This is a genomic window from Craterilacuibacter sp., assembly GCF_051659485.1.
In the GTDB taxonomy this organism is placed as follows: domain Bacteria; phylum Pseudomonadota; class Gammaproteobacteria; order Burkholderiales; family Chromobacteriaceae; genus Craterilacuibacter.
Map to the genome: position 1 here is coordinate 1 of NZ_JBOFOO010000328.1, position 12,414 is coordinate 12,414.

Consider the following 12,414-nt stretch of genomic DNA (forward strand, 5'->3'; position numbering starts at 1 on the left):
GCGTTGAAAAGATGGCCTTGGCGCTGGATAAAGCCGGATAGCCGCTGCAGGTCGGCATTGGCGCCGGGGACGGGCAGGGCAGCAGCAGGCAGGTCGCAAAAATCATTTTGCGGATCGATGATCAGTAGTTGCAGGCTGGAAGTACGCATAAAGGGCGGGTTCGCTCAAACCGGTCTGTAGATGTATGTTGCGGATTATCCTTGCTTTGCTCCTGTCGCTGAAACAATTCATGGCGTGAATAGGCGAGTACCCGGCATCGTGCCGGTGTCGCCAGTGACTACAGATATTTATGATTTATCGGTATTAATCTGTTTTTTTATATACTTAACTGACCATGTCGATAAGTTTGGTTATGATCTGCCATCCTTGATGTTTGAAAGCTTTGAATGCGCAAACTGCTTTCACTGTCCCAGTTTCAGTTGTCTTTACTATTTTCCGTTTATATTGGTGTGCTGCTCAATGCTGATGTATTGCTGCGGCGCATGCATCTAGCCGATGCAGGGGAAGTGGCGCGTGTCGGTATTGAGCTTGTATCCGTGCTGGCATTCAGTTATCTGCTGTTTGCCTTGGCGAGCATGGGGGGGCGTACGGTTTATCGGGTGCTGGCTAGCTTGTTATTGCTGTTTTCGGCGGCAGCCAGCTATTACATGACGGTATTTAATGTCGTCATCGGCTACGGAGTGGTGACTTCGGTGCTGACGACCGACACCGATCTTGCCCGCGAGTCTGTGGGCTGGGACTTTGTGCTTTGGTTGGGTGTGACGGCACTGCCGCCGCTCTTGCTGTTGTGGAAGTCGCGGCTGGATCGCAATTTGTGGCAGATGCTGGCTACACGAGGTCAGCGCCTGTTGCCGCTATGGACGACCGTGCTGGCGGTTTTGCTGGCGGTGTTGCCCTTGCGCCAGCTGGATGCCTACCAAGAGGCCAAGGCCAAGGCGGAGAATACCTATAGCCCCAGTCGTGCCGGGGCTGCCGCGCACAGCTACTTGCCCAGCAACTGGATAGCCGGCCTGGGTATGGTTGCTTATAGTCGTGCCAGTGAGGCGGGTAACACCGGCAAGCTGTTGGATCCGGCGACTGCATTTGAATGGAATAGCAGCCCGACACTAGACGATACCACGCTGGTGTTTGTAATCGGCGAGACCTCGCGCGCCAGCCATTTCGGGGTGCTGGGTTACGGGCGGGACACTTCACCGCGCTTGGCTGCTGAAAAAAATGTACTGGCCTTTCAGGGGCGCTCTTGCGATACCGCTACCAAGTTGTCACTGCGTTGTATGTTCGTACGTGAAGGCGGGGTTGCCGACAATGCGCAGCGCACCCTCAAGGAGCGTAATGTATTTGCCGTACTGAAGGGCTTGGGCTTTAGTAGCGAGCTGTATGCCATGCAGAGCGAGCTGTGGTTTTACAATAGCCTTAAAGCCGACCGCTATGCCTTGCGCGAAATGGTCGTGTCGGACAAGTTGAGCGATGGCCTGCGTGCTGATGACATGCTGCTGCTGCCGCAGCTGGAGCGCTCGCTGGCGAGGCATCCCAAGGGTAAACATCTGGTGGTATTGCATACCAAGGGTTCGCACTACCAGTACTCGCAGCGCTATCCGCGCGAATTTGCACGCTATACCCCTGAGTGCACCAGTATTGATGCCGAGTGCAGCAAGGCATCACTTATCAATGCGTTTGATAACAGTATTCTTTACACCGATCATGTGCTCGCCGAGGTCATCGCACGGCTGAAGGGGCGCAAGGCATTGATGGTTTATGTGCCGGATCATGGTGAGTCCATTGACGAGAACAGCCATTTTCACGCCACGCCGCGCGAAATTGCCCCCCCTGAGCAGTTTGATGTGCCGGTGGTGATGTGGGCATCTGATGCCTATCTTGCACAGCCCGAGGGGGCGCGAGCCTTTGCCGCCTTACGCAAGGCGCAGGCGGCGGGGCGGGTGCTGCGGCAGGAGGAGATATTCGATAGTGTGCTGGGTTGCCTAGGATATAGCTCGCCTAATGGCGGTATCAAACAGCGTAATAATTGGTGCGCTCAGCCGCAGCCGCCTGCAGCGCTGCTTCGATCTTGAGTGTAAGCATTCCATGCAGGGCCTTGGTGCCGGTTAGGGGCTGAAAAAGCCGTGCATGGTGTGTGCCAGTGCCTCGGCCTGTTCCCATTGCACCATATGCCCGGCATTGCTAATGGTCGTTTCTTGCAGTTGTTTGAAGCAGGCCCGGCGCTCGTCCAGCGTATCGAGCACCCCTTTGGCCATGGGGTGATCCCACATATCGCCGCCGAACACCCATTGTACCGGTGCGCTAATGCCTCGCCAGCAGGCCTTGGCTTCGTCCAGGCGGTACAAAACCGGATTGACGCCTTTGTGGCGCGGGTCTGCGCGGTATTGCACGCCACTCTGAGCCGGGCGTGTCAGCTGCTGTGCCATATAGTAGGCATGCTCTGGCTGCATGCGCGGATTGCGCCCCTGCAATTTTGTAGCCAGTTGGGCCGCGCTCTCCAGTTTGCCAAGTACGGGCTGCCGCTGCTGCTCCTTGAGCCAGCGGGCATAGCGCTCCGGCGCGTCTTCGGGCCGTGTCTGTGCCAAGCCAAAACCTTCGATCAGCATCAGCCGGGTAATTCGTTCGGGGTAAATGCCGGCATAGATGCCGGCTATCATTGCCCCCATGCTGTGTCCAGCGAGCATGACAGGCTGTGTCGGGCTGAGTGTGTTCAGTAGTGCATCCAGATCGGCCAGATAGTCCGGAAAGTAATAGCTGCCCTTGTTCCAGTCGCTGTCGCCAAAGCCGCGCAAGTCTGGTGCGACCAGGTGCCAGTCGCTGGCGAGTTGATCGGCAATAAACTGGAAGGTCGCTGCGCTATCCATCCAGCCATGCAATAGCACCAGCAAGGGCTTGTCGTCTGTTCCCCAGTGCAGGAGTCGGGTGTGGTGTTGCCCCAGTCGCAGGCTTTCCGGACGGGTAGGGTGGTGCGGGCTATACATGGTGGCTGACCCTTGGTGCTAAGACGGTTGTGTTAAATCTAATGGCATTAATGGTGGCGCAAAAAAACCGCACCTAGTGCAGGTGCGGTATCCGTTTACGCGGTCGGTGCTTAGCCTACGTTGTAGTTTGGTGCTTCCTTGGTGATCTGCACATCGTGGACATGGCTTTCACGCATGCCGGCGGAGGTGATTTCAACAAAGCCGGCTTTAGTATGCATGTCGGCAATGGTTGCGCAACCCAGATAGCCCATGGATGAGCGCAGACCGCCCATCAGCTGGTGGATGACCTGAGCAATCGAGCCTTTGTAAGGGACGCGACCTTCGATGCCTTCCGGTACGAACTTATCGGCGTTGGCCTCATTGTCCTGGAAGTAGCGGTCAGACGAGCCTTGCGCCATTGCGCCCAGCGAGCCCATGCCGCGGTAGGACTTGTACGAGCGACCCTGATACAGCTCGACTTCGCCCGGTGCTTCCTCGGTGCCGGCAAACATGCCGCCCAGCATCACGCAGTTGGCGCCGGCGGCCAGTGCCTTGGAAATATCACCCGAGAAGCGGATGCCGCCGTCGGCGATCATCGGTACGCCGGTGCCTTTCAGGGCTTCGGATACATTGTGGATGGCGGTCAGTTGCGGTACGCCGACACCGGCCACGATACGGGTGGTGCAGATCGAACCGGGGCCAATGCCGACCTTGACCGCATCTGCGCCTGCCGCAACCAGCGCCAGTGCGGCATCTGCGGTCGCAATATTGCCGCCGATCACGTCAACATGAGGGAAGGTATCCTTGACCCAGCGTACGCGGTTCAGCACGCCATCGCTGTGGCCGTGGGCGGTATCGACCACCAGTACATCCACGCCGGCGGCAACCAGTGCCGTGACGCGGTCTACCGTGTCGCCGCCGGTGCCGACAGCCGCACCTACGCGCAGACGACCCTGAGCATCCTTGTTGGCATGCGGGTGTTCGCTGGTCTTGATGATGTCCTTGACCGTGATCAGGCCCTTGAGCTCCCAGGCGTCGTTGACGACCAGTACGCGCTCAAGCTTGTGGAAGTGCATCAGTTCGCGGGCTTCATCGATGCTGGCACCTTCCTTGACCGTGATCAGACGCTCGCGCGGGGTCATGATAGAAGCCACCGGCTGGTCGAGGCGGGTTTCGAAACGCAGGTCGCGGTTGGTGACAATGCCGACCACTTTGCCTGCTTCGATGACGGGCAGGCCAGAAATCTTGTGCTGACGTGTCAGTAAAACCAGATCGCGCACCAGCATGTCGGGTGCAATGATGATCGGATCCTTAACCACGCCACTTTCATGTCGCTTGACCTTGGAAACTTCCATGGCCTGTCGCTCTATGCTCATGTTTTTGTGTACGATGCCGATACCGCCTTCCTGCGCCATTGAAATGGCGAGGCGGGATTCGGTTACCGTATCCATGGCAGCGGACACGAGTGGCAGGTTCAAGCTGATGTTGCGGGTAAGAACGGTAGAAAGGGTGACGTCGCGCGGCAGGACTGAGGAATGGGCCGGCACGAGGAGAACGTCGTCGAAGGTGTAGGCTTTCTCGATGATACGCATCTGGCGCTTCCTTGGCAGCAAAAGCAGATTATATAGGCTTATCGGCCTACTAGGCAAAGACTAGGCTTGCGGATTTTGTCTGCCGCGTGTTGCAAAGAGATGTCATGGGTGGACTTGTTGATAACGTACATATTAGGGATGGTGGTATGAACTTCAGGTTTTTATTGTGCAGCGTGGTATTGGCAACCGCCGCCTTGTCCGCAGGCGCAGATGTTTACAAGTGGAAAGATGCCAACGGGCGTACGGTTTATTCGGATAGGCCGCCATTTGGTGGGCCGGCGCAAAAGCTGGATGTGCGTACCGGTGCTGCTGTCGCGCGCGAGGCGAGTGCGCCTGAGGTTGGCAAGCCGGTCGCGCCTGCTGCGGCTTCTGCCGAAAACCTGCAGCAAGAGGCGGCCCAGCTCAATAAGAAGGTGGAAGATTACAATCGGCGTATCCGTGAGGATAACTGCACGCGAACTAAAGCCGCACTGCAACGGGCGGAAGCCGCCAAGCCGCGTAGTGAGGCTGTTGTGGCTACCGCGCGCAAGGATATGAAAGAGTGGTGCGGATCGTGAGTGGATTTGACGCTGCCGAGATTCTGAATGGCCTGCCGTCCTTGCCTGGTGTCTATCGCATGCTGGATGTGACGGGTAAGGTCTTGTATGTCGGCAAAGCCATTGATCTCAAGCGTCGGGTGAGCTCTTACTTTCAAAAGTCTGATCTAAGCCCGCGTATCCAGCTGATGGTGCGCCAGATTGCGGCGATTGAAACGACGGTGACGCGATCAGAAGCCGAAGCCCTGATCTTGGAGAATAATCTGATCAAGGCGCTGGCGCCGCGCTATAACATTCTGTTTCGCGATGACAAAAGCTACCCTTACCTGATGATTTCCGGGCACGCCTTCCCGCAGTTGGCGTATTTTCGCGGCGAACCCAAGAAGCCGCATCAGTATTTCGGGCCGTTTCCCAATGGCTATGCAGTGCGGGAAAGCATACAGATTCTGCAGAAAGTGTTTCGCTTGCGTAGCTGTGAGGATTCCGTATTTGCCAACCGCTCACGCCCTTGTCTTTTATTTCAGATCAAACGCTGTACTGCGCCTTGTGTCGGCAAGATCAGTCCCGAAGCTTATGCCGAGGATGTTTCCAGTGCGACGGCTTTTCTGTCGGGCAAGCAAAACGAGCTGATCGATCAATTGTCGCTGCGCATGCTGGCCGCCGCCGAGGCGCTTCAGTTCGAGATGGCTGCCGAATTGCGGGATCAGATCCAGGCGCTGTCACGGGTGCAGGAGCAGCAGTTTGTCTCCAGTAATACCTCGCGTCTGGATGTGGATGTGGTGGCTGCGGTGCGTGCGGGCAGCGTGGCGTGCGTTAATCTGGTCATGGTGCGTGGAGGGCGGCATCTGGGGGATAAGAGTTTCTTTCCCGTGAACGCAGACGATAGTGATGTGACCACCATGCTGGAGGCTTTTCTTGGTCAGCATTATCTGGCCGTGCCGCTGCCTGCGGTGCTGGTGATGAATCATGGCGTAGCGGAAACGCTGGCTGCTGCCTTGCAGGAGCGTGCCGGGCACGGCTTGCATATCGTGAATAACCCTATCGGCGAGCGGCGGGTCTGGTTGGAAATGGCCGAGAAAAATGCCGCTTTGGCATGTGCGCAGCGCGAGGGTAGCAAGGCCAGTCAATCCGCCCGCCTGTCCGCGCTGGCCGAAGTGCTGGAGTTGGACGGCGTAGCACGGCTAGAGTGCTACGATATTTCGCATACCATGGGAGAGGCGACGGTGGCTTCTTGTGTGGTGTACGACAAGGGCGATATGCAGCCATCCGAGTATCGGCGCTTCAATATCACGACAGCCAAGGGCGGGGACGATTATGCGGCGATGCGCGAAGCGTTGACCCGGCGTTACAGCAAACTGGCCGAAGGTGAGGGCAAGCTGCCGGACGTGTTGCTGATTGATGGCGGTAAAGGGCAGGTCGGTATTGCGCAGGAGGTGATGCAGGAGTTGGGTGTAGTACTCCCTATCGTTGGTGTAGCCAAAGGAGAGGGGCGCAAACCCGGTCTGGAGACGCTAATCCTCCCTTATTTGCAAAAGACGTTACAATTACCCAGCAATCATCCTGCGCTGCACCTCATTCAGACCGTACGCGATGAAGCGCACCGTTTTGCCATTACCGGGCATAGGGCGCGCCGTGCCAAGGCGCGGACGATGTCGACACTGGAAGAAATCCCCGGTGTCGGTGCCAAACGGAGGCAGCAATTATTGACCCGTTTCGGCGGTTTGCGCGGCGTAAAGGTCGCCAGCGTCGAAGATATTGCCCGGGTTGAAGGAATCAGCCGTAAGTTGGCCGAATTGATTTATAACGCCTTGCACTAAGAAAAAGATTATCCCCATGCCGTTCAATCTGCCGATTTTCCTGACCTGGCTCAGGGTTGCTCTGATCCCTATTTTTGTGGCGATCTTCTTTTTGCCGCACAGCTTGATGTCGTCGCATGCCGCCAATATGACTGGCGCTATTATTTTCTTCCTTGCTGCCGTGACTGATTGGCTGGATGGGTTTCTGGCGCGACGGTTGGGGCAAACCTCGGCATTTGGTGCGTTTCTGGATCCGGTTGCCGATAAATTGATTGTGGCTGCTTCATTGATCCTGCTGGTGGAGTTGGGGCGCACCGAAGGCTGGATGGCCATGATCATTATCGGGCGCGAGATCACCATTTCGGCGCTTAGAGAGTGGATGGCCGAGATGGGCTCGCGCAAGAGTGTGGCCGTGGCGACGATAGGCAAGCTAAAAACCATGGTGCAGATGGTGGCCATTTTGCTGTTGTTGTATGCAGAGCCGGTTTTTCCGTTTGTCAGTACGCTGGTAATTGGAAATATATTTATGGTTGTGGCGGTAATTTTAACTTTGTGGTCAATGGTTTACTATCTGCGCATGGCGGCAAAAGAGTTCGCGGATAAAAAAATGGATGCATGAAGTGTTGACAGTGCCGGGAAAATCCTTATAATTCGCATTCTCTTGAAGACGGCAACGTTAGCAAGACAAGAAATGTGATGCGGGAATAGCTCAGTTGGTAGAGCGCAACCTTGCCAAGGTTGAGGTCGCGAGTTCGAGCCTCGTTTCCCGCTCCAGGCAAATTTCTTGAATAAAAGTAAGTGGTTATGCGGGAATAGCTCAGTTGGTAGAGCGCAACCTTGCCAAGGTTGAGGTCGCGAGTTCGAGCCTCGTTTCCCGCTCCACACATAGATTGACCGGTTTGCGGGAATAGCTCAGTTGGTAGAGCGCAACCTTGCCAAGGTTGAGGTCGCGAGTTCGAGCCTCGTTTCCCGCTCCAAAATCGACAGTTTATGAAGTTTTACCCAATGCGGGAATAGCTCAGTTGGTAGAGCGCAACCTTGCCAAGGTTGAGGTCGCGAGTTCGAGCCTCGTTTCCCGCTCCAGTTTTAGAAATAAACGCAAGTTTGTTTCAGCCCCTTATGGCGGGGTAGCAAAGTGGTTATGCAGCGGCCTGCAAAGCCGTCTACGCCGGTTCGATTCCGACCCCCGCCTCCAATAAAAGCCCGTAGATCAATGATCTACGGGCTTTTTGCTTTTTAATCTAGTTTTGCCATATTGCGCGGTGATAGGCGTGACAGCGGGCGTTTACGCCTATGCTGGCTTGGGCCGTTATTTTTACGGCGGCGCAAGCAGGAGGGCTTGATTTTTACATGTAGGCAGCATGTTGGGTAAGTTCTGATTTTAATCAGGGTTTACTGATTGTGGTGCGAGTAAACTGGATCGGTTTAGCTATCTTGTTTACGCTGCTTTAAAAGGAATTGTACATGGCTGTCGATCTATCCGTCTCCTGGTTGGGTGTCCATATGGAGAATCCCCTGTATAACGCTTCCGGCGTGATGTGCCGTTCGCGTGAAGAGCTTGATGCGGTCGCGACCTCTGCTGCCGGTGCGGTGATCACCAAAAGCTGCACGCTATCACCGCGCGAAGGTAATCCCGAGCCACGTTATGCGAAAGCGCCGTTCGGTAGCATCAATTCTATGGGCTTGCCCAATGCCGGCTACGAATACTATCTCGACTATGCCAGAAATTATGACCACGCTAGCGGCAAGCCGCTGTTTGTTTCTGTTTCCGGTATGACGCTGGAAGAGAACCTGGTCATGCTGAAGGCGTTTCGCGATGCCGATCTGCCGTGTTTGGTCGAACTCAATCTTAGCTGTCCGAACTTGCCAGGCAAGGCGCAGATCGGTTACGACTTTGCGGCGTCCAGTCATGTGCTATCCGAAGTGGTGAAGGTGTACGACAAGCCGTTCGGTGTGAAGCTGCCGCCTTACTTCGATCCGGTGCATTTTGCCGAAATGGCCTCGGTGCTCAACAGTTTCCCGTCGCTCAAGTACGTCACCTGCATCAACTCGGTCGGCAACGGGCTGGTGATCGATATCGATAGCGAGTCGGTAGTAATCAAGCCCAAGGCGGGTCTGGGTGGTCTGGGCGGCGATTATGTGCTGCCGACGGCGCTAGCCAATGTGCGCGAGTTTTCGCGTCTCTTGGATGGTAAGCATGTGATCGGTTGCGGTGGCATCAAGAGTGGACGCGAGGCCTTTATGCATATTCTGGCTGGTGCGACTGCGGTGCAGGTGGGGACTTGCCTGTATGAAGAGGGTGTGGACTGCTTCGCGCGCATTCTGGGCGAGCTGGCGGCGATCATGGAAGACAAGGGCTATCGCACGCTGGCGGACTTCCGTGGCACGCTTAAAACGATGTAAGTTGCCGGCTGTTACGATTAGGCCCCGCGTGCGGGGCTTTTTTGCGGGTGTTCAGTGGCAGAGCAGACTGATCCAGCCGCTGATGAAAACGGCCAAGCCGCTGCCGCGTTGTAAGGGGTGATGCTTGAGCCAGGCTAGCATGGCGTTCTCCTTGAGTGGGTGACATGTGCGGGTGCTTTTTTGGGGTGTCAAAAAGCCAGCCACCATCCGGCGGCTGGCTGTTCCGTTACTTACAGGCCGAGTGCGCGGGCAACACCTGCGCCGTAGGCGGGGTCGGCTTGGGTGCAGTTGGCAATATGGCGCTGCTTGATTGCGATGTCGGCGTTGCCCATGGCGCGGGCGGTATTGTCGAACAGGCGCTGCTGTTCGTCTGTTGTCATCAACTGGAATAGCGCACGCGGCTGGCTGTAATAGTCGCTGTCCTCGCGATGGTTCCAGCGCTGTGCAGCGCCCGAAATCTCCAGGGGTGGTTCGCTGAAGTCCGGCTGTTCCTGCCACTGGCCGTAGCTGTTCGGCTCGTAAGCCAGTGTACTGCCATGGTTGCCGTCCATGCGCATCGCGCCGTCGCGGTGGTAGCTATGAAATGGACAGCGTGGTGCATTGACCGGGATCTGCCCGTGGTTAACGCCCAGACGGTAGCGTTGCGCGTCGCCGTAGGAGAACAGGCGGCCCTGCAGCATGCGGTCGGGCGAGAAGCTGATACCGGGCACGACATGGGCCGGATTGAATGCGGCCTGCTCGACCTCGGCAAAATAGTTGGCCGGATTGCGGTTGAGTTCGAACTCGCCGACCTCGAGCAATGGGTAATCCTTGTGTGACCACACCTTGGACAGGTCGAATGGGTTGAACGGGCAGGCTGCCGCCTGTTGTTCGGTCATGATCTGGATAAACATGGTCCAGCGCGGGAAGTCACCATTATCGATGCTGTCCAAGAGGTCGCGTTGTGCGCTTTCGCGGTCGTGGCCGACCAGTGCCTGTGCTTCGGCATCGCTCAGATTCTTGATGCCTTGCTGGGTATGGAAGTGGAACTTGACCCAGTGGCGCTCGTTTGCCGCGTTGATCAGGCTGAAAGTGTGGCTGCCGAAACCGTGCATATGGCGATAGCTGGCCGGGATGCCGCGGTCACCCATCACATAGGTAATCTGGTGTAAGGCCTCGGGCAGTAGCGTCCAGAAGTCCCAGTTATTGTTGGCGCTACGCATATTGGTGCGCGGGTCGCGCTTGACCGCATGGTTGAGGTCGGGGAATTTCAGCGGGTCGCGCAGGAAGAATACCGGCGTGTTGTTGCCGACCAGATCCCAGTTGCCTTCCTCGGTATAAAACTTCAGTGCAAAGCCGCGGATATCACGCTCGGCATCAGCCGCACCGCGCTCACCGGCGACGGTCGAGAAGCGGACGAATAGATCGGTTTTCTTGCCGATGGTGGAGAACAGTTTGGCACGGGTATAGCGAGTGATATCGTGGGTGACGGTAAAAGTGCCGAAAGCGCCGGAGCCCTTGGCGTGCATGCGTCGCTCGGGAATCACCTCACGATCAAAGTGGGCGAGTTTCTCCAGAAACCATACGTCCTGTAGCAGCATCGGGCCACGCGAGCCGGCAGTCATTACGTTTTGATTGTCGGGTACCGGTGCACCGGCTTGGGTGGTGAGTTTGTTCATCATTCGCTCCATCAGTGTTTATTGCAGCCAGATCAGGTTCGCGCATAGCTCAAACCAGATATCAAGCCAGTCTCTGTTGTTGTCCATCGTGGTGTCCTGCAGTCGATGGGGCGATTATGGGTTTTTATTATAGTTTTGTTAAATTGATTGTTTATTGGTGATAGTTAGTTTTTTGCTATTAATAAAAAAGGAGGCATAGCCTCCTTTGCAGAAAATCCGGTTTTCAGTCCCAGGGGACGTCGTTGCCGCCTTCGGGTGCAGGGGTATCTGTTCCCGTTTTTTCTGTGGCTTCGACAGGAGGGGTGGTCGCTTCGAGCTGCTCATCGGTCAAGCCATCCAGCGCTTCGATGAGTGCTTCCACGATATCGCCCAGTTCTTCGCTCATCAGGATGAAGGTGGCTTCGAACAGGCTTTCCATATCGTCGCCGGCGCCGCTGGCTTCTTCCTGCAGTACATCCAGAAACTGGATGCGCTTTAGTTGCAAGGCGTCGGTCAGGACGAAGCGCACGCGTTCGCGCCAGATCAGGCCCACACGGGTCACCAGCATGCCATTTGCGATGTGTTGCTTGATCTCCTCGCTGGTCAGATCCATGCGCGTGCAGCGGATAACGGCACCATTTTCAGCCGGATCCTTCAGCTCGCACTCGGCATCCAGCTCGAAGCCATACGGTGCCTCGCCATCGGCGACCCAACTGGTCATGGCCGTATGCGGTGCCAGTTTGGTGCGTGGCAGCGCCGCAGGGAAGGGCGGGAGTGCATCGCGCAGTTGCGACACCAGTGCCTCGGCCTTGCTGGCGGTGCCGCTATCGACCATCAGCCATTGGCGGCGCGTGTCCAGATAGGCGGTCAGGCGGCCGGAGCGGGTAAACGCCCGTGGCAACAGGTCATCGGTAATCTGTTCTTTAAGTTCGAGCTTTTCCTTGCGTCCGATTTTGCGCAGCTCGGCATTCTCGATTTCGCTGATCTTGGCATCGAGAAAATCGCGGATCACACCTGCGGGCAGCACCTTGTCTTCACGCTTGAGCGCAAGCATCAGACAATCGCGTACCGGGTAGACCGGGTCGGCCAGAAAGCCGGCCGGAGGGACCCAGCCTTCGCTGAACCAATCCAGTCCTGTGCAATGGGAAAAGGGGCGTTTTTCCAGTACTTCCGACAATTTGCCGGTAGAAGGAATCGAGTTTTCGCTTAAGCGATAAAAAGATAGTTGCTTGAACCACATATTTAATAGATAATGCTCGTCCTCTGAAGGCGATATTGTACCGCATCCCAGCGGGCAAAATTGCAGCTAGGGAAATTAAAGTTAAGAGCGGAGTGTGGCGCAGTCCGGTAGCGCACCTGGTTTGGGACCAGGGGGTCCAAGGTTCGAATCCTTGTACTCCGACCACAATTTTAATGTAAGTAGTTTCGGCGGAGTGTGGCGCAGTCCGGTAGCGCACCTGGTTTGGGACCAGGGGGTCCAAGGTTCGAATCCT

The 12,414-nt window shown here is 56.3% G+C and carries 9 protein-coding genes and 6 tRNA genes; 11 read left to right on the forward strand and 4 right to left on the reverse strand.

Going from position 1 to position 12,414, the window contains the following annotated elements; genetic code table 11:
- Positions 1–386: 386 nt before the first annotated feature.
- Complete coding sequence (gene eptB, locus ACRC1E_RS11300; protein ID WP_438515199.1) at positions 387–2,069, forward strand: kdo(2)-lipid A phosphoethanolamine 7''-transferase; 1,683 nt, start codon at positions 387–389, stop codon at positions 2,067–2,069.
- A gap of 33 nt (positions 2,070–2,102) precedes the next feature.
- On the opposite strand, the gene ACRC1E_RS11305 is transcribed toward eptB, so the two are convergent.
- Both ACRC1E_RS11305 and guaB read right to left on the reverse strand, forming a co-directional pair.
- Entirely contained in the window at positions 2,103–2,978 is an 876-nt protein-coding gene (locus ACRC1E_RS11305; RefSeq protein ID WP_438515200.1) for an alpha/beta fold hydrolase, read from the reverse strand.
- Between the two features lie 110 nt (positions 2,979–3,088).
- Positions 3,089–4,549: an IMP dehydrogenase gene (gene guaB / locus ACRC1E_RS11310; protein WP_438515201.1), complete on the reverse strand. Its 1,461-nt coding sequence runs from the start codon at positions 4,547–4,549 to the stop codon at positions 3,089–3,091.
- 146 nt (positions 4,550–4,695) lie between these two features.
- On the opposite strand from guaB, the gene ACRC1E_RS11315 reads away from it, so the two are divergent.
- From ACRC1E_RS11315 to ACRC1E_RS11355, 9 genes are all read left to right on the forward strand, one after another.
- Positions 4,696–5,106, forward strand: a complete 411-nt coding sequence (locus tag ACRC1E_RS11315) for a DUF4124 domain-containing protein (protein WP_438515202.1) — start codon at positions 4,696–4,698, stop codon at positions 5,104–5,106.
- Positions 5,103–6,902 (forward strand): excinuclease ABC subunit UvrC, encoded by a 1,800-nt coding sequence (uvrC, locus tag ACRC1E_RS11320; RefSeq protein ID WP_438515203.1) that lies wholly within the window; start codon positions 5,103–5,105, stop codon positions 6,900–6,902. The genes ACRC1E_RS11315 and uvrC overlap by 4 nt, the downstream gene beginning before the upstream one ends.
- 16 nt (positions 6,903–6,918) lie before the next feature.
- Positions 6,919–7,500 carry a CDP-diacylglycerol--glycerol-3-phosphate 3-phosphatidyltransferase gene (gene pgsA / locus ACRC1E_RS11325; RefSeq protein WP_438515204.1) on the forward strand — a complete coding sequence of 194 codons (582 nt, stop codon included), beginning with the start codon at positions 6,919–6,921 and terminating at the stop codon, positions 7,498–7,500.
- A 79-nt stretch (positions 7,501–7,579) separates the two neighbouring features.
- Positions 7,580–7,655 (forward strand) — tRNA-Gly (locus tag ACRC1E_RS11330).
- Positions 7,656–7,687: 32 nt separating this feature from the next.
- Positions 7,688–7,763 (forward strand) — tRNA-Gly (locus ACRC1E_RS11335).
- A 19-nt stretch (positions 7,764–7,782) separates the two neighbouring features.
- Positions 7,783–7,858 (forward strand) — tRNA-Gly (locus ACRC1E_RS11340).
- A gap of 30 nt (positions 7,859–7,888) precedes the next feature.
- A tRNA-Gly gene (locus ACRC1E_RS11345) sits at positions 7,889–7,964 on the forward strand.
- A 38-nt stretch (positions 7,965–8,002) separates the two neighbouring features.
- A tRNA-Cys gene (locus tag ACRC1E_RS11350) sits at positions 8,003–8,076 on the forward strand.
- Positions 8,077–8,345: 269 nt separating this feature from the next.
- Entirely contained in the window at positions 8,346–9,284 is a 939-nt protein-coding gene (locus ACRC1E_RS11355) for a dihydroorotate oxidase (RefSeq protein WP_438515205.1), read from the forward strand.
- A 230-nt stretch (positions 9,285–9,514) separates the two neighbouring features.
- Here the strand turns inward: ACRC1E_RS11355 and ACRC1E_RS11360 are convergent, their stop codons facing one another.
- A complete protein-coding gene (locus ACRC1E_RS11360; RefSeq protein ID WP_438515206.1) occupies positions 9,515–10,942 on the reverse strand; it encodes a catalase in 1,428 nt (475 codons plus the stop codon).
- 223 nt (positions 10,943–11,165) lie between these two features.
- A complete protein-coding gene (locus ACRC1E_RS11365; protein WP_438515207.1) occupies positions 11,166–12,161 on the reverse strand; it encodes a recombination-associated protein RdgC in 996 nt (331 codons plus the stop codon).
- Positions 12,162–12,249: 88 nt separating this feature from the next.
- Here ACRC1E_RS11365 and ACRC1E_RS11370 point away from each other — a divergent pair.
- Positions 12,250–12,326 (forward strand) — tRNA-Pro (locus ACRC1E_RS11370).
- Positions 12,327–12,414: the final 88 nt, after the last annotated feature.

Coding starts and splice junctions, on each gene's coding strand:
- eptB (WP_438515199.1), top strand. CDS start 387: ATGCGCAAACTGCTTTCACTGTCCCAGTTTCAGTTGTCTTTACTATTT.
- ACRC1E_RS11305 (WP_438515200.1), bottom strand. CDS start 2,978: ATGTATAGCCCGCACCACCCTACCCGTCCGGAAAGCCTGCGACTGGGG.
- guaB (WP_438515201.1), bottom strand. CDS start 4,549: ATGCGTATCATCGAGAAAGCCTACACCTTCGACGACGTTCTCCTCGTG.
- ACRC1E_RS11315 (WP_438515202.1), top strand. CDS start 4,696: ATGAACTTCAGGTTTTTATTGTGCAGCGTGGTATTGGCAACCGCCGCC.
- pgsA (WP_438515204.1), top strand. CDS start 6,919: ATGCCGTTCAATCTGCCGATTTTCCTGACCTGGCTCAGGGTTGCTCTG.
- ACRC1E_RS11355 (WP_438515205.1), top strand. CDS start 8,346: ATGGCTGTCGATCTATCCGTCTCCTGGTTGGGTGTCCATATGGAGAAT.
- ACRC1E_RS11360 (WP_438515206.1), bottom strand. CDS start 10,942: ATGAACAAACTCACCACCCAAGCCGGTGCACCGGTACCCGACAATCAA.
- ACRC1E_RS11365 (WP_438515207.1), bottom strand. CDS start 12,161: ATGTGGTTCAAGCAACTATCTTTTTATCGCTTAAGCGAAAACTCGATT.